Annotated in this window: 19 protein-coding genes and 1 other RNA gene; 12 read left to right on the top strand and 8 right to left on the bottom strand. The window is 65.8% G+C overall.

Annotation, left to right across the window (positions count from 1 at the left end; translation table 11 throughout):
• Positions 1-299: 299 nt before the first annotated feature.
• Positions 300-3,905: an AsmA family protein gene (locus tag J3R73_RS25080; RefSeq protein WP_307433740.1), complete on the top strand. Its 3,606-nt coding sequence runs from the start codon at positions 300-302 to the stop codon at positions 3,903-3,905.
• 301 nt (positions 3,906-4,206) lie between these two features.
• Here the strand turns inward: J3R73_RS25080 and J3R73_RS25075 are convergent, their stop codons facing one another.
• The 3 genes from J3R73_RS25075 to fumC form a co-directional block, all read right to left on the bottom strand.
• Complete coding sequence (locus J3R73_RS25075; protein WP_307437672.1) at positions 4,207-4,422, bottom strand: ribbon-helix-helix domain-containing protein; 216 nt, start codon at positions 4,420-4,422, stop codon at positions 4,207-4,209.
• Positions 4,423-4,432: 10 nt separating this feature from the next.
• Positions 4,433-4,621, bottom strand: a complete 189-nt coding sequence (locus J3R73_RS25070; RefSeq protein ID WP_307433739.1) for a DUF4169 family protein — start codon at positions 4,619-4,621, stop codon at positions 4,433-4,435.
• 111 nt (positions 4,622-4,732) lie between these two features.
• Positions 4,733-6,142: a class II fumarate hydratase gene (gene fumC / locus J3R73_RS25065; RefSeq protein WP_307433737.1), complete on the bottom strand. Its 1,410-nt coding sequence runs from the start codon at positions 6,140-6,142 to the stop codon at positions 4,733-4,735.
• 98 nt (positions 6,143-6,240) lie between these two features.
• Between fumC and ssrA the strand changes: the two genes are divergently transcribed.
• Together ssrA and J3R73_RS25055 are read left to right on the top strand one after the other, a co-directional pair.
• Positions 6,241-6,593, top strand: a transfer-messenger RNA (tmRNA) gene (gene ssrA / locus J3R73_RS25060).
• Positions 6,594-6,648: 55 nt separating this feature from the next.
• Positions 6,649-7,263 carry an SspB family protein gene (locus J3R73_RS25055; protein ID WP_307433735.1) on the top strand — a complete coding sequence of 205 codons (615 nt, stop codon included), beginning with the start codon at positions 6,649-6,651 and terminating at the stop codon, positions 7,261-7,263.
• A gap of 145 nt (positions 7,264-7,408) precedes the next feature.
• On the opposite strand, the gene J3R73_RS25050 is transcribed toward J3R73_RS25055, so the two are convergent.
• From J3R73_RS25050 to miaA, 5 genes are all read right to left on the bottom strand, one after another.
• Positions 7,409-8,908: a DegQ family serine endoprotease gene (locus tag J3R73_RS25050; RefSeq protein WP_307433733.1), complete on the bottom strand. Its 1,500-nt coding sequence runs from the start codon at positions 8,906-8,908 to the stop codon at positions 7,409-7,411.
• A gap of 142 nt (positions 8,909-9,050) precedes the next feature.
• Complete coding sequence (locus J3R73_RS25045) at positions 9,051-9,254, bottom strand: DUF2065 domain-containing protein (RefSeq protein WP_307437670.1); 204 nt, start codon at positions 9,252-9,254, stop codon at positions 9,051-9,053.
• An 81-nt stretch (positions 9,255-9,335) separates the two neighbouring features.
• On the bottom strand, positions 9,336-10,274 hold the full coding sequence (gene hflC / locus J3R73_RS25040; protein ID WP_307433731.1) for a protease modulator HflC: 939 nt from the start codon (positions 10,272-10,274) through the stop codon (positions 9,336-9,338).
• Positions 10,271-11,395, bottom strand: coding sequence for an FtsH protease activity modulator HflK (hflK, locus tag J3R73_RS25035; RefSeq protein ID WP_307433730.1), 1,125 nt, complete (start codon positions 11,393-11,395; stop codon positions 10,271-10,273). The genes hflC and hflK overlap by 4 nt, the downstream gene beginning before the upstream one ends.
• A gap of 267 nt (positions 11,396-11,662) precedes the next feature.
• Positions 11,663-12,595 (bottom strand): tRNA (adenosine(37)-N6)-dimethylallyltransferase MiaA, encoded by a 933-nt coding sequence (gene miaA / locus J3R73_RS25030; RefSeq protein WP_307433728.1) that lies wholly within the window; start codon positions 12,593-12,595, stop codon positions 11,663-11,665.
• 3 nt (positions 12,596-12,598) lie between these two features.
• On the opposite strand from miaA, the gene serB reads away from it, so the two are divergent.
• From serB to J3R73_RS24985, 9 genes are all read left to right on the top strand, one after another.
• Entirely contained in the window at positions 12,599-13,510 is a 912-nt protein-coding gene (gene serB / locus J3R73_RS25025; protein WP_307433726.1) for a phosphoserine phosphatase SerB, read from the top strand.
• An 89-nt stretch (positions 13,511-13,599) separates the two neighbouring features.
• Positions 13,600-14,553, top strand: coding sequence for a thymidylate synthase (locus J3R73_RS25020; protein ID WP_307433724.1), 954 nt, complete (start codon positions 13,600-13,602; stop codon positions 14,551-14,553).
• A 93-nt stretch (positions 14,554-14,646) separates the two neighbouring features.
• On the top strand, positions 14,647-15,669 hold the full coding sequence (locus J3R73_RS25015; protein WP_307433721.1) for an SPFH domain-containing protein: 1,023 nt from the start codon (positions 14,647-14,649) through the stop codon (positions 15,667-15,669).
• A 284-nt stretch (positions 15,670-15,953) separates the two neighbouring features.
• Positions 15,954-16,466: a dihydrofolate reductase gene (locus J3R73_RS25010; protein WP_307433719.1), complete on the top strand. Its 513-nt coding sequence runs from the start codon at positions 15,954-15,956 to the stop codon at positions 16,464-16,466.
• 271 nt (positions 16,467-16,737) lie between these two features.
• Positions 16,738-18,501 carry an acetolactate synthase 3 large subunit gene (locus tag J3R73_RS25005; protein ID WP_307433717.1) on the top strand — a complete coding sequence of 588 codons (1,764 nt, stop codon included), beginning with the start codon at positions 16,738-16,740 and terminating at the stop codon, positions 18,499-18,501.
• Between the two features lie 109 nt (positions 18,502-18,610).
• Positions 18,611-19,147 carry an acetolactate synthase small subunit gene (gene ilvN, locus J3R73_RS25000; protein ID WP_307433714.1) on the top strand — a complete coding sequence of 179 codons (537 nt, stop codon included), beginning with the start codon at positions 18,611-18,613 and terminating at the stop codon, positions 19,145-19,147.
• Between the two features lie 144 nt (positions 19,148-19,291).
• On the top strand, positions 19,292-20,311 hold the full coding sequence (ilvC, locus tag J3R73_RS24995) for a ketol-acid reductoisomerase (protein ID WP_307433711.1): 1,020 nt from the start codon (positions 19,292-19,294) through the stop codon (positions 20,309-20,311).
• Between the two features lie 294 nt (positions 20,312-20,605).
• Positions 20,606-21,901 carry an MFS transporter gene (locus tag J3R73_RS24990; protein ID WP_307433709.1) on the top strand — a complete coding sequence of 432 codons (1,296 nt, stop codon included), beginning with the start codon at positions 20,606-20,608 and terminating at the stop codon, positions 21,899-21,901.
• A gap of 137 nt (positions 21,902-22,038) precedes the next feature.
• Positions 22,039-22,308 (top strand): usg protein, encoded by a 270-nt coding sequence (locus J3R73_RS24985; RefSeq protein WP_307433707.1) that lies wholly within the window; start codon positions 22,039-22,041, stop codon positions 22,306-22,308.
• Positions 22,309-22,427 lie beyond the last annotated feature (119 nt).

Genomic DNA, 22,427 nt, shown 5'->3' with positions numbered 1-22,427 from the left:
GTAGCCCGCCGCGTCCGCACCGGCTATGGTCCGCAGGCCGTCTTCAACCCCCATAAGGACGGAAGCTCCGGCGAAGCGATGCGTCGCCGCAAGGTCGACCACGGGCATCGGCGTACGGGCAGCGTGCGTTCGCCGCCGTTGTGCTCGATCGCGCGAGCCCGTATCACAGACCGGAAGCTGCCCGGAATAAACCATGGTGACGTGACAGACGGGGCTGCTCTTGGAAAAGGCAGGGAAGGGGACCGCGCGGGCATGCCATGCGGGGCCTTGCCCGGCCGGCGTTAATAAGGAAGTCCGGCGTGCGCGAGGCGCTCACCGTTGTCGGTTTCTTGCTGATACTCGCCTTCGCGGCCGTGTTTGCCGCGCCGCTTTACGTCGACTGGAATTCCTGGCGCGATGACATATCGGCGCGCCTGTCCCAGCATTTCGGCACCTCGGTCGTCATCGGGGGGACGATCCAGGCGAGAATTCTGCCGCAGCCCTGGCTTTCCGTCGGCGACGTCGTCATCGGCGATCCCAATGGCGCGACGAAACTGACCGTCGGCACCATCAATGGCGATGTCAGCCTGGCGGGCCTTCTGCGGGGCGACATCAACCTCTCCAATCTCGTCATCCGCAGCCCCAGGCTGACCCTTGCCACCGGCAAGGACGGATCGCTGCAGCCATTGAGCAAAGGCCTGGTTTCCGCCGATGCGACGCTGGAGAGCTTCGAGATCCAGGACGGTACCGTAAGGTATATGGACGAGGCCGCCGGCCGCGACGTGACGTTCAGCGACATCCATCTGGTCGGCGATTCACGCTCGCTCCTCGGGCCCTACAGGGCGGAGGGCGGCGTCCGCTTCGGCGGCGTGCCGCATACGCTCAAGCTGACGACGGGGATCGTCGCCGACGGCGGACTGCATCTGCGGGCGAGCCTGGTTCCCGCCGACAGGCCGGTCACCATCGATCTCGACGGCGAAGCCGGCATACGCGACGGCAAGCCCCGCTTTGCCGGAACGGCGACCCTCGCTCGGCCCGTCATCAATGCCACGGGCGGCACCGGGCAGCCCGATACGCCATGGACCGTCTCAGGAGCCGTCCTTCTCACGCCTGCGGCGCTCACGTCGGACAAGATGACGATCCAGCTCGGCCCCGACGAGCGGGCCCTGAAACTCGACGGCACGCTCGAGATGGCGCTCGGGACGGAGCCATCGCTGGAAGCCTCCTTCAGAGGAGCGCAACTGGAGATCGATCGCTTCGCCGGCGTCGGACCGCAGGAGAGGCAAGCGCCGGCGCGGGTCCTGGCCCAGGTCGCTGAGGCATTGCCCGATTTCGCAGGCGCTCCGCCGCGCGCCCATATCGCCCTGTCCGTCGACGGTGCCATGCTGGGCGGCGAACTCCTGCAGAACATGCGGGCCGATCTGCGGGCGTCCGGGGGGCGTTGGCGCGTCGACAGGCTGGAGACCGATCTTCCCGGCCGTTCGCATCTGCTTCTCGCCGGCGACGTGAAGGCCGATGCCGGCGGCTTCAAGGGCAGCCTGTCGCTGCAGTCGCGTCAGGCGACCGGATTGATCGGCTGGCTGCAGGGTGCCGTCCTGCCGCCACGGCCGAACGCGGCCCGTCAGTTGACGCTCGCGGCCGAATTGAGCGCCGATGCCAACGGCGTCGATCTGTCGAACTTCGCGCTCGCCGTCGACGAAGCGAAGGTCAAGGGCCGGCTCGGCTGGAAGCGGCTGTCGCCCGATCGCAACGCCGGCCGGATCGAAGCGGACCTCGCCGCCGAGCGCATCGACCTCGACGTCCTGCCTTCGATGGCGGCGCTCCTGCCCGGCCGCAGCGACATCTTCAGCGAAGCGGACATCAGGATCGCGGCGCAGGCGCTGGCATTTTCCGGCGTGGAAGCGAAATCCGTCAGCGGCCGCATCAAGGCCGGCGGCAAGCTGATCGCCCTCGAGGACGTCGTCGTCAACGATCTCGACGGCGCGAGCCTGACGGCCAACGGGCGCATCGACAATATCGGCGCCCAGCCGCAGGGCGAGATTCGGGTCGTGCTCGACGGCCGCGACCTTACCGGGCTGGCGGCGGCGCTCAAGCGCAGTTCCCTGCCGTCCTTCTGGGTCAACGCCTTTGCGAGCCGGGCGGCATCGCTTTCGCCCGCCAATGCGAGCCTGGCGATCGCGTTCGGCGCCTCGCGCCGCTATTCGGTCGACGGCAAGTTCGGCGGCAGCGTCGCCCAGTTCGATGCCGAATTCGGCGGCAGCGGCGGCGAAGAGAGTGCCGACATCCGCATCAAGGCCGACAGTTTCGACGTCGCGACGCTGCTGCGGCAGGCGGGCCTCGATCCCGCGGCCGCCCGCATACCCGGCCGCGCCTCGCTCGATATGGCGCTTTCCGGGCCTCTCGACGGCGCCATGCGCTGGAACGCCGGTTTCGACGGCGCCGGTGTCAGCCTGTCGGGCACCGGCAAGATGACGGGTTCGTTCGAGGACCCCGCCTTCGACGGTCGCCTCACGGCCAGCACCGACGACGCGCAGGTGCCCGCCCAGCTTCTCGGCATCGCCCTTCCCGGTGTGACGCCGGCGCAGAGCGCCATGGTCGAGACCGGCTTTCGCCTGCGGGCCGGCCGTTTCGTCTTCGACGACCTCTCGGGCACGCTGCTCGGCATGCCGGTGACCGGCGCGCTCACGATCAACACCGGCTCCCCCGAGCATGTCGAGGGAAAGCTCGGATTCCTGCGCGCCGACGCGGCGCTTCTCGGCTCGCTCTTCGCCGGCGCCGACCTCGGGGGCTCCAACGCGAACGGCAATGCGTGGGCCGACGAACCGTTCGGAAAGAGCACGTTCGACAATGTGGAAGGCAAGCTGACCGTGACGGCCGACGCGCTGCGCCTGTCGCGCCGTCTGCCGGAACTGGGCAGGGTGCGGGCAGCGATCAGCTTCGGGGGCGGCAAGGTCAACGTCGACAGGTTTTCGGCCAGCCTCGGCAGCGGTGCGGTGAGCGGCGCGCTGCAGCTGTCGCGGACGATCGTCGACACTGCGGTGACGGGCCATTTCTCCCTGCGCGACGTGGCGGTGAATACGCCCGTGCTCACGGGGATGCTGACGACCGGCGTCGACTTCCAGGGTACCGGCGCTTCGCCCGATGCCCTGATGTCCTCGCTCACCGGGGGCGGCACGCTCGACCTGAAGAACCCGGTCCTCACCGGCTTTTCCGACAGCGCCTTCGCCGAGACGATGGCGGCGGTGGACGGGGGCCTGAAGCCCGATGCGGCTCATATCAAGCCGGCGTTCGAACAGAGCCTCGCGATGAAGCCGCTCGCGACCAGCAGCCTCAGCGGCAACCTCCTGCTGGCCGGAGGGGTCGTCCGCCTTCCTGCCACGCTCGCCTCTGCGAACGGCATCGGCCTGAACGTCTCGGGCCTGCTCGACATGTCTGACCTGACCGCCAAGGCCAATATCGTGCTCACCCCGCCCGACCCGAAGGATGGCCTCGGCGGACCGGCGCCGACCGTCCCCGTGCTGCTCAGCGGCCCGCTCGACGCGTTGCAGCGCGACGTCGACGTGTCCGGCCTGACGGCCTGGCTCAGCATCCGGACCGTCGAACGGCAGGCGCGCAAGCTCGAAGCGCTGGAGGCTGAACGCCAGGCTCAGGAGAAGGCGCAGGAGGATGCCCGGCGGGCCGAGGCCCAGCAGATGCAGAAGGCGATCGACGACGCCCGGCGCAAGGCGCAGGCCCAGAAGAATTCCGCCGCCCCTGTCGCCAATCCGCAGAGTTCGCCGCAGCCCGCCCCGCCTGTCGCTCTTCCCTCGCTCGATGCCGTGCCGCGGGCGCCGGCCACGCCCGGCCGCGCGCGGTCGGGAACGCCCACCAATGGACCTCGCGCCTTTCCGCCGCTTCCGCCGGTGCAGCCGCAGCCTTCTCGATAGTCGCGCCTGCGACATGCCGCCCGCGAAAAGGCTGCCGGAGCGGCTCTCATTCGCTCGTCCGTGGAAGGGCGGCGGGAGGCGAATCCCAGGACATCCTATTTTTCGTACAATTGCGCGGCTTTACTTGCCGCCGTCTCCATCTGCCGGCAGGCCGAGGTATAACTATCGATCGGGGAGCCCTGGAAGGCCGTATAGGCCGCCCAAGTTTCCGGCCCCGGCGGGAGGGGGGATCGACTTCCGCGACCATGTATTGCCCGGGCCTTCCGCAGAAAAATGGAGCAGGGATCCGGGAGCCGGCAATTCAGCTCCGACGGATGTTGTCGAGCACGAAAAGACGGATCGCCGAGGACAGGTTGCCCTGAGAGCGCGTGGCATCGATTTCGGCAACCATGTCGGAAAGAGTCACGTCACGCGCGGCCGCAAGCTCCTTCAACGTTTCCCAGAACGCATCCTCCAGCGACACGCTTGTCTTGTGCCCGGCGATGACGATCGAACGCTTGATAACTTTGCTTTTCATGGCAGTCACATCACTCTTCGTCGACAGGCTTGAGCCGATGCCCATCGAGACGTTGTTCGGCTCCATCGCGTTCGGCCTTCAGTCTTTCTTTCTCTAAGCGTGACTGCCCGAAAATACGGCGGTTCTGGGCAGCGGCGTGCTCGGCGGCGGCCTTGGCCTTCGCCTTGCGAACACGTCCCAAATTTATAATGTCGGTCATAAATTCACCCGAAACGGAAACCCTTCATGTGTGAGCGATACTTGAATCGGTTCGGCGGAGCCAGTCAGTTTAGCTTACTCCGTATACCTTCATCAAACATAAGCGGTCGGGTTATTCTTTAGCTGTTGTGATCATTCGCGCAAGGCTCATTGCATCATGGAAAGTTTTTTCGTCCATGATTTTCGCTGCCAATACTTCCTGAAGTAGAGTGGTACCGTTGCGATGCGCAGCTTTTGCAAGATGAGCAGCCTCATCATAGCCGATGAGCGGCGTCAGGGCGGTCACCAGCATCAGCGACCGCGACACCAGATCACTGATTCGCTGCCGGTCGGCTTCGATGCCGTCAATACAATGTTCGGTGAAGCTCAGGCTCGCATCGGCGAGAAGGCGGACCGACTGCAGCACGGCGTCCGCGATGACGGGCTTGAAGACATTGAGCTCGAGATGGCCCTGGCTTCCGGCGAACGTCACCGCATGGTGATTGGCGAATACGCGCACGCAGACCATCGTGAGCGCCTCGCATTGCGTCGGATTGACCTTGCCGGGCATGATGGATGAGCCGGGCTCGTTCTCCGGCAGGATCAGCTCGCCGAGCCCGGCACGCGGGCCCGACCCCAGCAGGCGGATATCGCTGGCGATCTTGAACAGGCTGACGGCCAGGGTATTGAGGGCGCCATGCGCCGAGACCAGCGCGTCATGGGTCGCGAGTGCCTCGAATTTGTTGGCCGCGCTGACGAAGGGCAGGCCGGTCAGGGCGGCAAGCTCGGCCGCGACCTTTTCGGCGAAGCCGGCACGGGTGTTGAGGCCGGTGCCGACGGCGGTTCCGCCCTGGGCCAGCGGCATCAGCTCGGACAGGGCGCGCTCGGTCCGGGCGGTGCCATTGCGGATCTGCGCCACATAGCCGGAGAACTCCTGGCCGAGGGAGAGCGGGGTGGCATCCTGCAGATGGGTGCGCCCGATCTTGATGATGTCCTTGAAGCTTTCCGACTTCGCTTCGAGCGCGTCGCCGAGCCGCTTCAGCGCCGGCAGCAGACGGGCGTCGATCTCCATCGCGGCCGCCACATGCATCGCGGTCGGAAACGTGTCGTTCGACGATTGACCGCGATTGACGTGATCATTGGGATGGACGGGGCTCTTGGACCCCATGACCCCGCCGAGCATCTCGATGGCACGGTTCGAGATGACTTCGTTGACGTTCATGTTGGTCTGGGTGCCGGACCCGGTCTGCCATATTGCGAGGGGAAACTCGTCGTTCCATTTGCCGTCGGCCACCTCCTGCGCCGCGCGCTCGATGGCCTCGGCCAAAGCGGAATCGAGCACGCCGAGGCTCCTGTTGGCCCGTGCCGCCGCCAGCTTCACGAGGGCCAAGGCATGGATGATCGCATGCGGCATCTTTTCGGTGCCGATCCGAAAATTCTCGAGGGAGCGTTGTGTCTGCGCGCCCCAATAATGGTGGGCGGGCACCGAAACGGCGCCGAAGGAATCGGTCTCCCGGCGCATCGCGGGCGCGATATCGTTCATCACATTTCTCCTCAGCGGTACTTAAACGAGTCAGGCGGCAATCTGGATCGCAAATAAGATCGGGAGATGATGGGGAAAGCGCATTCCGTCGCCACTCGCCTCTTTTTTCTGCGGCCGAGCCGGCCTATATTCCTTTTGCCGGCTCTCGCCGGCTATGGCGATAAATGGCCATCGAAATAAGCCTTTCGGACCCGGGGGCAGTGCCCGGCGCCTCCACCCCAGCCCGCCGCGAGACGGGTTGGGGCGGGGGCGAAACAGGATCGACGAGGGTGTAAAGGGTGTTCTTTCGCTCGGCATGGTTCCGCCGATATCGGGCCGTTTTTATAGTTGCCAACGACAACTATGCTCCGGTTGCGGTTGCCGCGTAAGCGGTAACTAGACCGAAACAAAGCCCTGACGGGTAGCACCGGCAGGCGGGGTTCGGAGGCACCTGGCAACAGAAGCCTCCACTTCATTACGGTCTGCCTGCAGGCCTGTCTTCCATACGCGGCCCGGTAATGAGCGCGATGAGCACCGACCATATTCGTTATGACCTTCTTACTCAGGACGCGTTGCGCGGGATGGTTCGCCGGGTGCTGGCGGATGTGGCCCGTGTCGGGTTGCCGGGCGATCATCACTTCTTCATTTCGTTCAAGACGCAATATCCGGGCGTGAGCATTCCTGTGCGCCTGGCCGAGAAATTTCCGGAAGAGATCACCATCGTCCTGCAACACCAGTTCTGGGATCTTGCCGTCAGCGATTTCGGTTTCGAGGTCGGCCTGTCCTTCGGCAACGCGCCGGAGCGCCTCGTGGTGCCGTTCGACGCGGTGACGGCATTCTTCGATCCGTCCGTCGAGTTCGGCGTCAAGTTCGAAGTGGCGGATATCGACCACGCGGCGGCGGATGGCGACGCGGAAGGCCGCATGCCGATTCGTCCCTTGCCCTTGAGCAACGCCGCCACCGAGCCGGCCGACAAGCCGGCAGCCAAGGCCCTGACGAAGAAGCCGGCGAGGAGCAAGGTTGCCCTGACCGAAGGGACCGAGCGTGCGGCGCCCGCGCGTTCGGAGAGCCCGCCGGCCGACAATGCCGCGTCCGAAGGCGAGAAGATCGTCAGCCTCGACCATTTCCGCAAGAAGAAGTAGCCGCAAGGCCTTCCTCCGATACGACGCAAAACGGCCTTCTCCTTGCAGGGAGAAGGCCGTTTTCGCTTCCGGCGCTCAGCGCATTCTCCCGAAAAGCCGATCGGCTTTTCGAGTGAGGAAAATGCGTCAAAACAATATGTTGGCTCTAATCCAGCCCGAGTGCGACGAAGCGCAGTTCGCCCTGCGGATTGGACAGAAGCAGCAGGGCCTGCTTGGTGCCGCTCTTCTTCAGCTCGTCCAGCCGCTTGGTGACGTCGGCAGGACTTTCGACCGGCTGCTGGCCGACCTGCAGGATGAGGTCGCCCGGCTTGACCTGCTTGTCGTCCGCCGTCGATCCGTCGTCGACATTGGTGATGAGAACGCCCTTCGTGTCGTCACCGATCTTGAACTTGCCGCGCAACTCCTTCGTCAGGCTCGACATTTCGAGTCCGAGCGCCTTGGTCGTCCGCGGCTTTTCCGGTACGGCGGGCGTGCCGAGGCTGGTCTTGACCGTACTCTCGCCTTCGTCGAGCCTGGCGATCGTCACCGTCTTGGTCAGGGACTGGCCCTTGCGCAGGATGACGACCTCGACGGTCTTGTCCACGGGCGTGTCGGCGACGATGCGCGGGAGGTCGCGCATCTCCTTGATGTCGTGGCCGTCGAATTTCACGATGACGTCGCCGGGCTCGAGACCGGCCGGCTTGGCCGGGCCCTTGCCGTCGACGCCGGCGATCAAGGCGCCTTGGGCATGATCCATGCCGAGACTCTCGGCGATATCGTCCGTCACGCTCTGGATCTTCACGCCGAGCCAGCCGCGGCGGGTCTCGCCGAACTGGCGCAACTGATCGATCACAGGCTGGACGGTGGCGGCCGGCACGGAGAAGCCGAGGCCGATCGAGCCGCCGGTCGGCGAGATGATGGCGGTGTTGATGCCGATGACATCGCCGTCCATGTTGAACAGCGGCCCGCCGGAATTGCCTTTGTTGATGGCCGCATCCGTCTGCAGGTAATTGTCGTAGGGGCCGGAATTGATGTCGCGGTTGCGGGCGGAGATGATGCCCAGCGTCACCGTGCTCGACAGGCCGAACGGGTTGCCGATCGCCATCGCCCAGTCGCCGACGCGCACCTTGTCGCTGTCGGCGAACTTCACGGCCTTGAGCGGCTTGGGCGGGTCGACCTTCAGGACGGCGACGTCGACCTTCTTGTCTCGGCCGAGCAGCTTGGCCTTGAGCTTGCTGCCGTCGTTGAAGTTGACCTCGATGTCGTCGGCGCCGTCGATCACGTGGTTGTTGGTCACGATGATGCCGGACGCGTCGATCACGAAGCCGGAGCCGAGCGCCTCGGTCTTGCGCGGATGCGGCGGGACTTCCTTGCCGTCCTTGTTGAAGAACTGATTGAAGAAATCCTCGAAGGGCGAGCCCGGGGGCAGCTTGGGCATGGGTTGCGACGGGGTGTCGTCGTCGCCTTCATTGTCGGCGGTGACGGTCTGCGACGTCGAAATGTTGACGACGGCGTCGATGAGTCGTTCGGAAAGATCGGCGACCGAGGGAGGACCTGCGGATGCCAGGGCAGGCTGGGTGAAGACGGCAACCGGGCTTGCGGCGAGCAGGGCGGCGATCGCCAGCGCGCTGGTTCGGCGCATCAGGTTTTTCGGATAGACTGGCATGAATTCCTCGGGTGGAAGCGACAGGGCCGCGCGGCCTCCTCGCTGATGAAGGACGTTCGCGACCATCTTCAAGCGCTGAATGCGGCGTGAACATGACCGTGTGCGGCGCCCAGGCAATGTTTTGCGGCGTCGATCCGGGGTGTCACATGCCGCGAACGATCCATACGATGGCGATGCCGATCACCGCGGAAATGAAACCGGCAATTCGCAATTGGGCATTGGGCGAGGTGGCGACCGAGACCATCATGCGCCGGACCGGGTCCGGGAAAGCCAGAAAGAGAACTCCCTCGATGGCGAAGGCCAGACCGAGTGCCGTAATGAAATCGCCGAAAGAGAAACTGCCCATACGCCCCACACGTCACACGAAAACGCCGGCCGCGAGGAGGCGGCCGGCGCAATGGAGCTTTATCTGTGGCTGGCGTCAAGCCTATTGCGCCGGAGCCGGGTTGGGCGCGGCCGTCGACGAGGCGGCAGGCGCGGCAGGCGCCGCTCCAGCCGGCCCGCCGCCGGGCGAGCGCAGATATCGGAAATAATCCCAGTCGGGGCTGATGAACAACTGGGTATTCTCCGGCTTCAGCGCATCGACGTAATTGCGCATCGACATGTAGAACCGGAAGAATTCCGGATCGCGATTGAAGGCGTCGGCCAGGATCTTGATGCGCGTCGCGTCGGCGTTGCCCGTCGTCGCCGAGGCCTGCCCTTTCGCCTCGCCCAGGATCTTGGCAACCTGCCGGTCGGCATCGGCGGTGATCACCTGGGCCTTCTGGGTACCCTCGGAGCGGATCTGCTGCGCCTCGGTCTTGCGTTGCGACTGCATGCGCTTGTAGACCGCCTGGCTGTTGGCTTCCGGCAGGTCGGCGCCGCGGATGCGGACGTCGATCACCACCACGCCGAAGCCGGTGGCCTCCCGGTTGACCTCGTCACGGATCTTGGTCATCAGCCCGGCACGGTTGTCCCGCACCACGGCGGAGAACGTCGACTGGCCGAGGACACGACGCACGGCCGAGCTCAGGATCGAGGTGAGCTGCAGTTCCGCACCCCTTTCGGAATGCGTGGTCTGGAAGAATTTCAGCGGATCCGAGACGCGGTAGCGGGCGAAGGCATCGACGACGAGCCGCTTCTGGTCGCTGGCGATGACTTCCTGGGGCGGGGTGTCGAGGTCGAGGACCTGGCGGTCGATATATTCGACGTTCTCGATGAAAGGCCATTTCCAGTAGAGGCCCGGCTCCGTCTTCGGCGCCTGCGGCTCGCCGAGGCGCAGCGGCAGCGCGAAGTCCCGCGGCGAGACGGTGTAGGCGGAGAAGAACATCAGGATCACGGCGATCGCCGCCACCACGAGGATGCCGGTCGAGATGGGGGACTTCATGGCGTCGCTCCCTGCTGGGGCTGCGGAGCCGGCGCAGGCTTGAGCATCTGGCCGAGGGGAAGATAGGGCACCACGCCCTGGCCCTGATTCTTATTGTCGGCGATCACCTTGGTGGCGCCCGAGAGGACGGTGGTCATGGCTTCCAGATACATCCGCTCGCGCGTGACGGCGGGGGACTTCTGATAGGCAGCATAGACCTCGTTGAAGCGGGTCGCCTCGCCGGTCGCCTCGGCGACAGTCTGGGCGCGATAGGCTTCCGCCGCCTGGGTGATGCCGGCCGCCCTGCCGATCGCTTCGGGGATCACCTTGTTCGCGTAGACTTGGGCCTGGTTGATGGTGTTCTCCTGGTCGGCGCGGGCCGCCTGCACGTCGCGGAAGGCATCGATGACCTGCGGGGGCGGATCGACGTTCTGCAGCTGCACCAGGCGCACGATCACGCCGGCCTTGTAGCTGTCGAGCGCCTTCTGCATTTCCTCCTGGACCTGCTGCTCGATCGCCTGGCGGTCGCCCGTCAGGATGGGCGAGATCGTCCGCTCGCCGATGGCCTCGCGCATCGCGCTCTCGGCCACGGCCCGGATGGTTCCCTTGGGATCCGACAGATTGAACTGGTAATCCTGCGGCGCGGCCGGGTTGATCTGCCACTGCACGGTGAAGCCGATATCGACGATGTTCTCGTCGCCTGTCAGCATCTCCTCATTGCTGTCGGTGTCGCTGCGGGTGCCGACATTGATGGTCTCGACCGTCGTGACCGTGGGCTTTTCCACCGTGCCGATCGGATAGGGGATATTGTAGCGCAGGCCCGGCGGACTGACCGAGGTGAACTTGCCGAAGACGAGGTTGAGGCCGACCTCGTTGGGCTGGACGCGGTAGAAGCCGGTCAGCAGCCAGATGCCGACGAGGACGACGATGCCGACCAGGATGTTGCGCGGCGTGAAACCGCCGCCGCCCTGAAAATTCCTCAGGCCGTCCTTGCTGCGGCGCAGCCAGTCTTCCAGGTCCGGAGGCTGGGAGCCGCCGGAGGGGCCGCCGCCCCAGGGGCCACGGCCGTTTCCATTGCCGTTGCCGCCACCGCCGCCGCTACCCCAGGGGCCACCGCCGCCGCTCTGGTTACTCCAAGGCATGTCTGCGTCCTTTAATGATCGTCCGCTGGACGAACGAAATCCCGATCCGCGGGACAGACCGGGTTCATGAAGACGCTGCATATAGGAACGCAGCCCCTTCGATCAATCCGAAACCGGCCCGGGCGATGCAGCGCCGGGCCCTCCCATCCGCATCGTTCCGGGCAAGCGTGCCCCTTGCCAGCATAGCGTGTGCGGCCATCATATGCCTGATATCGTTGTGCAAAGAAGGGCGAGCCCGCTCGCTTTCGAGAGCCTGCCGCCGGCATGTTAAATTTCGTTCATCAGGGCGGCGGCGGCCAGGTCGAAGGCTTCGCCGGGCGGAACGAAGCGCCAGCCGGGCATCTGGTGGCGAAACCATGTGAACTGGCGCTTGGCATAGTGCCGGGTATCGGCCTTGGCGCCGGCGACGGCCTCGGCAAGCCCGATCTCGCCCCTGACATGCCGGATGAGGCCCGGCACGCCGTGCGCCCGCATCACCGGCAAGGCCGGATCGAGGCCGCGGGCTGCCAGCGCCCGGACTTCTTCCAGCGCGCCGCGCGACATCATCTGCTCGAAGCGCCGGTCGATCCGGCCGTAGAGCTCGGCCCGGTCGGGGGCGATGAAGATGCGCAGGCAGCGCGCGGGATCGAGGAGGGGCGCCGAATGCGGCTCGCGCTGCCAGGCCGAAAGCGGGCGGCCGGTGGCGGCGAAGATCTCCAGGGCCCGGATCAGGCGCTGCCGGTCGCTCGGCCGCAGGCGCGCGGCAGTCTCCCCGTCCACGGCGGCCAGCCAGGCATGCAGCGCCGGCGTCTCCAGGGGCTCGGCCCGCAGGCGGATGTCGTCGCGCACCGCGGCCGGCACGGCGGGCATCTCGGCGAGGCCGCGCTCCAGCGCCTTGAAATAAAGGCCGGTTCCTCCCGTGACGATCGGCAGGAGGCGCTCTCCTGCGACGGCCTGGAGGCAGAGGGCCGCATCCTCGCGCCACCGTCCGACCGAATAGTTCGCGGCGCCGTCGACATGGCCATAGAGATGGTGCGGCGCGCGCGCGGTTTCGCCTGGGTCCGGCCGCGCGCTCAGCACGGCGAGATCGCGGTAGACCTGCATGGAATCGGCATTGACGATGGCGCCGCCGAAGCGTTCGGCCAGCGCCAGGGCGAGCGCGGACTTGCCGCTCGCCGTCGGACCTGCCAGAAGCACCGCATCCATTCGCCCGGCTGTCATCGCATGTCGCTCGTCGCTACGCTCATCACCCACCCTGCCAGGCCCGCCTTGAACGAGGAGGTGCTCGCTCGCGCCCGGGCGGCGCTGCTGGCGCCGCAGGGCGCGACGGTGCTCGCTCCCGGCATCGCCGTCGATATACCCTTCACTGCCGATGCGGCTCCCGAGACGATCGACGCGAAGCTGATCGAGGCGCGCCTGCGCGAGGCGCTGGACGGCCTGCCCATCGATCTGGTGGTGCAGGAAGCGGCAGGACGGCGCAAGCATCTTTTCCTCGCCGACATGGATTCGACCATGATCGGCCAGGAATGCATCGATGAACTCGCGGATTTCGTCGGCGCCAAGGCCCGAGTCGCGGAGATCACGGAGCGGGCCATGCGCGGCGAGATCGCCTTCGAGCCCGCCTTGCGCGAGCGGGTCGCGCTGCTCGAAGGCCTGCCGGAAGCGGTCGTCGACGAGGTCGTGCGCAGCCGCCTCACATTGACGACGGGCGGGCCGGACCTCGTCAGGACCATGCGTGCCAACGGCGCCCACACCGCGCTGGTCTCGGGCGGCTTCACGCTGTTCACCGCGAGGATCGCCGCGATGCTCGGCTTCGACGAGCACCACGCCAACATCCTGCTGACGAAAGATGGCGTGCTGACCGGCAAGGTCGCGGAGCCGATCCTGGGGCGGGAGGCCAAGCTCGCCAATCTGCGCAGGCTCCGGCAGGCGGGTGGCCTGGCGGTTTCCGACACGCTGGCGGTGGGGGACGGGGCCAATGACCTCGCCATGCTGGGCGAAGCGGGCCTCGGCGTCGCCTTCCATGCCAAGCCGGCGGTCGCCGCCGCCGCCCGCATGCGTATCGATCACGGCGACCTGACGGCATTGCTCTATGCGCAGGGCTATGGGATCGATAGGTTTCATCCCGGCGGCTGACGAGGAGGCTCGATGGCTGGGAATCATTCATCCGTGGACGAAGCCTTGTCCGCCGTCGCGGAATCGCCTCGCCGGGGGTATAAGGACTTATGCTTGATCGTTCTCACCGGCCGCACCCCGAACAGCAATATCTCGACCTGCTCGATCGGGTCTGGCGCGAGGGATCGCCGCGCCGGGATCGCACCGGCGTCGGCACGCGCGCGCTTTTCGGGCAGACCATCCGTGTTGACCTCTCGGACGGCACCCTTCCGCTGCTGACCACCAAGCGCGTGTCATGGAAGACGATCGTCCGTGAATTGCTGTGGTTCCTCACCGGCGAGACGAATATCCGACCGCTGCTGCAGGCGGGGGTGACGATCTGGAGCGACTGGCCGCTGGCCAAATATCGGCGCGAGACGGGCGAGGAGATCACCCAGCAGGACTTTGAGGCCCGTATCGTCGGGGACGAGGCGTTCGCGCGGCGATGGGGTGATCTCGGCCCGGTCTATGGTGCGCAATGGCGCCATTGGCCGCTTTTCGTGCCGACCGATGCGGCCGGCGGGGAGACGCTGTATCGCCGCGATGCCCAGGGCATCGACCAGATCGCCAGGCTCGTGCGGGACATCAGGACCAATCCGTCGTCGCGCCGCCTGATGTTCACCGGATGGAACGTCGCCGAGCTCGACAGCATGGCGCTGCCGCCCTGCCACACCACCTACCAGTATTTCGTCGCCGACGGACGGCTTTCGGGCCTCCTGCATCAGCGCAGCTGCGACGTCGGCCTGGGCGTTCCCTACAACCTCGTGACCGCTGCGCTCCTCATCCGCATGCTGGCCCAGCAATGCGACCTCGAACCGGGGGAGTTCGTCTGGTTCGGCGGTGACGTCCATGTCTACGAGAACCACGCCGGCCTCGTCGCCGAGCAGCTCAGCCGCGCGCCGCGAGCCTGGCCGACGCTGCGTTTCGCCCGGCGCCCGGCCTCGATCCTCGACTACCGCTTCGAGGATTTCCTCATCGAAGGATACGAGCCGCACGCCTCGATCGCTGCGCCCATCGCGGTCTGACGAGCGATAGCAGCAGCGCCGTGCGGAGGGGCACGGACGGGGATTGCGTGATCGTCTGGGGTGGACCCAGCGCAATTGCGGATCGGGGTCATCATGAACGTCCTTCTCGAGAAACTGAAATCGAACATCGTCCTGCTCGTCGGGCTGGTGGTGCTCGTCTATCTGGGGCTGTCATCCTATTTCACCGTCAACCAGAACGAAGTCGGCGCGGTGCTGCGCTTCGGGCGCCTCGTCAGCGACGAGCCGGTGCAGCCCGGCCTGCATTTCAAGCTGCCCGCGGTCGACAGCGTGCACACCATCCGCACGTCGATCGAGAAGATCCCGATCCCGGAAATCCACGTCAAGACGATCGACAACCAGTTCGTCTCGATCGACATGAGCCTGACCTATCACTTCTCCGACCCGTTGAGGGCGCTGTTCCAGGTCGGTGACATGGGTGGGGGCACGGTGAGCGAGAAGGTCATTCCCTTCGTGCAGAGCCGCACGCTCGACGTGTTCGGCCAGGTCAACGCGCTCGAGATCGCCGACAAGAAGAAGGGGCTGGAGAACTCCATCCTCACCGCCATCCAGGCGCAGGCGGCCGAGATGTTCGGGGTGAAGGTCGAGGACATCCAGATCACCCAGATCAAATATGACGAGAATTTCGAGCGCAACATCCAGATCACCGTGCAGACGCGCAACCAGCAGCTCGCCGCCGTCAATATCCTGAAGGTCAAGCAGACCGAGGCGGAGCAGGCGGTCGCCGTCGCCAAGGGCGAGGCCGACGCCGCCGCGGCCAGCGCCGACGGCCAGAAGCGCGTCGCCATCGCCGAGGCCGAGGCGCGGGCACAGTCCGTCCGCCTCGCCGCCGACGCCGCAGCCTACGACGTCGCCAAGCGGGCCGAGGCGGAGGCGACGGCGAAGAAGGAGGTCGGCGCGGCGGAAGCGGAGGTCATCTCGATCAAGGCGAAGGCTGCCGGCTCGTCGCAGGCCTATGCCGATATTCTCCGGGCCGAATCCGCCAAGAACTGGCGCGGCGAGGTGCCGAACGTGCAACTGGGCGGTGCCGGAGGGCAGGGCGCCACGCCCGTCGTCGTGCTGCCGCCGGAGGCGCTCAAGCCGGCACAGGCGCAATAGCCAATCCGGAGAGCGGGCTTCCACCCTGTTCTTGGAAACGCAGGCGGTTCAGAAGGTGCAGGCAGGATGCCCTAGGCGGTAAGATGAGACGATTTTGGCCCGTAATGGGTTCAGGATTTGTCATTGCCGGGCTCGTCCCGGCAAACCAGCCGGGCCGCAAGCCGTCATGCCGCACGAAATCTGGATACTCGGGACAAGCCCGGGTATGACGAAATCGCGCCTCCTCCTCTTGCCTTAGCGCATAGGGGCAGGATGTCTGCGGTCCTGGGGAAGAGGAGCATTCGATGAGCATTGCCGTCGTCATGGTGGCCGCGATGGCCCGAAACCGTGCCATCGGGGCCCGCAACGGTCTTCCCTGGCGCATGCGCTCGGACATGAAGCATTTCAAGGCCGCGACGATGGGCAAGCCGATGCTCATGGGGCGGAAGACCTACGAATCGATCGGCCGCCCTCTGCCGGGCCGCAGGACCATCGTCGTCACCCATGACCGCGATTTCGCGCCCGAGGGCGTCGAGACGGTGGCCAGCCTCGAAGAGGGCCTCCGGCGCGGCCGGGCGGTCGCGGCGGAGATGGGCGCCGACGCGCTCGTCATCGCCGGGGGGGCGGCCGTCTACGGACAGGCGATGCCCGTGGCCGACCGGCTCATCCTGACGGAACTGGCTCTCGACGCCGAAGGCGACGCGTTTTTTCCGGCCGTCTCCGATCAGGAGTGGCGCGAGGTCTCGCGCATCGTCCATCCCCGCGGCGAAGGCGACGATGCCGCCTTCGAGGTCGTGGTGTGGGAGAGGCGGCGATAGGCGACGAGGGCATGGCGAAACCTGCGCCGATTCTCGCCGGCCGGCGGAATCAGCGCTTGACCGGTGTACGTCGAAGCACTAAAACCCCGTAACTTTCGCAAATAGGAGCGCTTCCTTGCGCAACATCCTTATCGTAGGTTTGGCGTCGTCGGTGGAGCGGGCATAGGCCCGAAACTCCCACGATGACGCACATGGGCCCCTCGAGGGCCTTTTTTATTGCCCGAAATTCCGAGTGAACGAAGCTCAAGTCCAAAAAGCCGAGGAAAAGGCGATGTCGACGAAGCAAATGACCGGCGCGGAAATGGTGGTCCAGGCCCTGATCGATCAGGGCGTGGACACCCTCTTCGGCTATCCCGGCGGCGCGGTTCTGCCGATCTATGATGCGATCTTCCATCAGGACAAGCTTCGCCACATCCTCGTCCGGCACGAGCAGGGCGCCGTGCACGCCGCCGAAGGCTATGCCCGCTCGACCGGGAAGGTGGGCTGCGTGCTGGTGACCTCCGGCCCCGGCGCCACCAACGCCGTGACCGGGCTGACCGACGCCCTGATGGATTCGATCCCGCTGGTGTGCATCACCGGGCAGGTGCCGACCCATCTCATCGGCTCGGACGCCTTCCAGGAGGCGGACACCGTCGGCATCACGCGCCACTGCACCAAGCACAATTACCTGGTGAAGCGCATCGAGGACCTGCCGCGCATCCTGCACGAGGCCTTCCTCATCGCCTCGTCGGGCCGCCCCGGTCCGGTGCTGGTCGACATCCCCAAGGACATCCAGTTCAAGGCCGGCGAGTATTACAAGCCGACCGAGAACGTCCATAAGACCTATCGTCCGCGCATCGAGGGCGACCCCGACAAGGTCGCCGCCGCTGTGGCGCTGATCGCCGGGGCCAAGAAGCCGGTGTTCTACACCGGCGGCGGCGTCATCAATGCCGGCCCGCGCGCCTCGGCGCTGCTGCGCGAACTCGCCAAGGTGACCGGCTATCCCGTGACCTCGACGCTGATGGGGCTGGGCGCCTTTCCGGCGGCCGATCCGCAATGGCTTGGCATGCTCGGCATGCACGGGACCTACGAGGCCAATATGGCGATGCACGACTGCGACGTGCTGATCAATATCGGCGCCCGCTTCGACGACCGCATCACCGGGCGCATCGACGCCTTTTCGCCCCACAGCCGCAGGATCCACGTCGATATCGATCCCTCCTCGATCAACAAGAACGTCAAGGTGGACATCGGCATCGTCGGCGATTGCGCGCATGTGCTCGAGCAGATGCTCGCGGCCTGGCGCGCCCTGAAGCCGACCGTGGACAAGGCGGCGCTGAAGAGCTGGTGGGGCGAGATCGACGGCTGGCGGCAGCGCAAGTCGCTCGCGTTCGGCGCCTCGGACACGATCATCAAGCCGCAATATGCGATCGAACGGCTGTATCAGCTGACCAGAGGCCGCGACGTCTACATCACCACCGAGGTCGGCCAGCATCAGATGTGGGCGGCCCAGCATTTCCATTTCGACGAGCCGAACCGCTGGATGACGTCGGGCGGCCTCGGAACCATGGGCTACGGCTTTCCCGCAGCGGTCGGCGTCCAGCTCGCCCATCCCGATGCCCTGGTGATCGACATCGCCGGGGAAGCCTCGATCCAGATGATGCTGCAGGAGATGTCGACGGCCGTCCAGTATCGCCTGCCGGTGAAGATCTTCATCCTCAACAACGAATATATGGGGATGGTGCGCCAGTGGCAGGAGTTGCTGCATGGCGGCCGCTATTCGGAGAGCTATTCGGCGGCGCTGCCCGATTTCGTCAAGCTGGCGGAAGCCTATGGCGGCGTCGGCCTGCGCTGCTCCAGGCCGGGCGACCTCGATGCGGCGATCATGGAGATGATCGACACGCCGCATCCGGTGATCTTCGACTGCCATGTCGACAAGTCGGAGAACTGCTTTCCGATGATCCCGTCGGGCAAGGCGCACAACGAGATGATCCTGGGCGATGCGGCCGTCGATATCGGCAGCGTCATCGACGCCAGGGGCAAGCAGCTGGTGTGACGTTTCCCGCGGCCGCCGGCATCCAGCCGGCTCCCGCAGCGCTCAGGAGGCCGGCCCGCTGCCGGCCGCCCCAGGGGCGCTGCCGAATTTCCACAGTCGGAATTCCAACATGACCGGATCTGCCTATTTCATGTCCACCGCGTCGAGCGTGACCGAGACCCATACGCTGGTGGTCGAGGTCGACAACGAGCCGGGCGTGCTCGCGCGCGTGGTCGGCCTCTTCTCCGGCCGCGGCTACAATATCGAGAGCCTCACCGTGTCCGAGACCCAGCATGCGGAGCATGTCTCGCGCATCACCGTGGTCACCACGGGCACGCGGAACATCATCGATCAGATCAAGGCGCAGCTCGAACGCCTCGTGCCCGTGCACAAGGTGGTGGACCTGACCGAAACCGGCCGCGCCCTCGAGCGCGAGCTGATGCTGATCAAGGTGCGCGGCAAGGGCGACGATCGCAGCGAGGCGCTGCGCATCGCCGAGGCCTTCCGCGCCCGCGTCATCGATGCGACGGTCGAAAGCTTCGTGTTCGAGATCACCGGCAAGGGCGAGAAGCTCGACCAGTTCGTCGAGCTGATGCGGCCGATCGGCCTCGTCGAAGTCTCCCGCACGGGCATCGCCGCCATCGCACGCGGACCGAACCCCCTTTAAGCCGGCCGATGCGTTCTACCCGCCTTCGGCGAAAGAAATGGAGCCGAAGCGGGTTTTTCCGAGAACGAATATTGCCACCACCCCGATGACGGGCTATTCGCCCGCATATCCGCCCCCTGTGACATTCTGAAGGAACGTAGGACCATGCGCGTTTATTATGATCGCGACGCCGATCTCAACCTGATCAAGACCAAGAAGGTCGTCATCGTGGGCTACGGCTCCCAGGGCCGCGCGCACGCGCTCAACCTGAAGGATTCCGGCGTCAAGGAGATCGCGATCGCGCTGCGCCCGGGTTCCACCACCGCCAAGAAGGTCGAGGCGGACGGCCTCAAGGTGCTGTCGGTGGCCGAGGCCGCCAAATGGGGCGATCTCCTGATGATGGCGACGCCGGACGAGCTGCAGGCGGACATCTACCGCGACGAGATCGCGCCGCACATCCGGGACGGCGCCGCCATCGCCTTCGCGCATGGTCTCAACGTGCATTTCGGCCTGATCGAGCCGAAGAAGACCGTCGACGTCATCATGATCGCGCCGAAGGGGCCCGGCCACACCGTGCGCGGCGAATATGAGAAGGGCGGCGGCGTGCCCTGCCTGATCGCCATCCATCACGACGCCTCGGGCAATGCCCACGACATCGCGCTCTCCTATGCCTGCGGCATCGGCGGCGGCCGTTCGGGCGTGATCGAGACCAATTTCAAGGAAGAATGCGAGACCGACCTGTTCGGCGAGCAGGTCGTGCTCTGCGGCGGCCTGGTCGAGCTGATCCGCTCGGGCTTCGAAACGCTGGTCGAGGCCGGCTATGCGCCGGAAATGGCGTATTTCGAATGCCTGCACGAAGTGAAGCTGATCGTCGACCTCATCTATGAGGGCGGCATCGCCAACATGAACTACTCGATCTCGAACACGGCCGAATGGGGCGAATATGTCTCCGGCCCGCGCATCATCACCGCCGACACCAAGGCCGAGATGAAGCGCGTGCTCAAGGACATCCAGACCGGCAAGTTCACCTCGGACTGGATGCAGGAATACCGGGCCGGCGCCTCGCGCTTCAAGGGCATCCGCCGCCTCAACGACGCCCACCAGATCGAAGCGGTCGGCGAGAAGCTGCGCGGGATGATGCCGTGGATCGGCAAGAACAAGCTGGTCGACAAGGCCCGCAACTGAGCCGATCCTGCAATCGGCATGTCGCCCTGGTCCCGGTGGGACCGCGAGGCGGAGAGGGCGGGTCGGGGGACCCGCCCACCGGGGGTGCCGGTCTCCTGACCGGCACTTCCTTCTGCGTCGCCGCCGCCGGGACGAGGCGTACACGCAGGCGGGTCGGGGACCCGCCCACCGGGGTTGCCAGTCCCTGACCGCATCCTGCCGCTCCAACGCCGCGGCACCGCATTCGGGCATGGACAGCACCTCGGCGCCGGTGTGAACTGGCGGCTCCTGACATGAGTCCCGGGGAGGCGCTCCATGGCGACGCAGGCTTCCGCTCTCCACATCGTCGGCGAAGGCGAGCGACGGCATGCCATCGTGGCCGCCACCATCGGCAACGGCCTCGAATGGTTCGACTTCACGGTCTACGGCTTCTTTACGCCGATCATCGCACGGCTGTTCTTCCCCGCGCATGACGAGACGACGTCGATCCTGCTCACCGTCGGCACCTATGGCGTCGGCTTCGTCGTGCGGCCCGTCGGCGCGATCCTGCTGGGCGTCTATGCCGACAGGCACGGACGCAAGCGGGCGCTGACGCTGACGATCCTGCTGATGGCCGCCGGCACGGCGCTGCTCGGCTGCGCGCCGACCTATGCCCAGGCGGGGATCGCCGGGCCGCTGGTCATCGTCGCGGCGCGGCTGATCCAGGGCTTTTCGGCCGGCGGCGAGATCGGCGGCGCCACCGCCTTCCTGATCGAATATGCCCCGGCGGACAGGCGCGGCTTCTACGGCAGCTGGCAGCAGACCAGCCAGGCGCTCGCGGTCCTCCTCGGCGGCCTGTGCGGCATGTTCGTGACGAGGGCGCTCGATCCCGCCACAATCGACAGCTGGGGCTGGCGCTTTCCCTTCCTGCTCGGCCTCCTGATCGGGCCGGCCGGCTTCTATATCCGCGCGCGCCTGGCGGAGACCCCGGTCTTCGCCGACAGCCGCACGCGCAAGAGCCGTTCGCCGCTCCGCGACGCCCTGCGCGAGCATCCGCGCGGCATCGCTTCCGGCTTCGGCGTCACCATCCTGTGGACGGTCTGCACCTATGTCCTGATGTTCTACATGACCACTTTTGCCGTCAAGCAGCTCGGCATCCCCCTCGCCGACGCCTTCATGGCGACGACCGCCTGCGGCGTGGTGCTGGTGCTCGGCTGTCCTCTCGCCGGCGCGCTCTCCGACAGGGTCGGGCGCAAGAGGCTGCTGCTGGCGGCCGCCATCGCCATCGGCGTGGTGATCATGCCGCTGTTTTCATGGCTCATCGCGGTGCCGAGGCCGGTCGTGCTGGTGACGGTGCAGGCGATCATGGGGCTGCTGCTCGCTGCCTTCACCGGTCCGGCGCCGGCCCTGCTGGCCGAGCAGTTCCCGGCCGGCCTGCGGTCCACCGGACTGTCGCTCGCCTATAATTTCGCGGTGACGATCTTCGGCGGGTTCGCTGCCGTCATCGTCACCCTGCTGATCGAGACGACGGGCAGCAAGCTCGCCCCCGCCTATTACGTCGTGGCGGCGGCGGTGCTCAGCGCCGTCACCCTGGCCACGATGCGCGACCGCACGGGCCAGCAGATTGATTGACCGGCAAGGCGCTTGCAGCAGCCGATTCCGATGAGTGCTAACAGATTGATTTTGCTACGATATTGTGAAATTTCGATTGCGATTCCGTGAATATTGCGTTGCAATGGCGATGAGGCAATGCGTTGGAGAAATCGCCCATGGTTTCAGTTGCGTTCCGCCGCCAGCTGGAAGGATACGGCCTTACGACCGCCAGCATCTTCTACCGTCTGCCAGATCATCCGAGCCTGCTGCAGAACTATGTCTGGCAGGATTACGATCTGGCGCCGCTCTTTCCGGAATTGAAGAAATTCCTGGCCTTCTGGCGCGAGAAGCTCGACGGCACCCTGCATTCCGTTGCCGTATCGCATAGCGGCCTGATCGGCCCCAGCGAACTGCGGACGGTCACCCAGGAATTTCATCTTCATTGACGGCCGTCATTTCCCGTTTCGGTGACTGGACGGCCTCGATTCCGGTACGGCAGGCGGTTGGCCTGCCTGCTCGCTACTGGCGCCGCCGGCAAATCGCGCTATAACGCCTCCGATCGTGC

This window comes from Labrys monachus (assembly GCF_030814655.1).
Classification (GTDB): domain Bacteria; phylum Pseudomonadota; class Alphaproteobacteria; order Rhizobiales; family Labraceae; genus Labrys; species Labrys monacha.
Note: the sequence above shows the minus strand (reverse complement) of the source record. Positions and strands in the feature narration are given on the sequence as shown.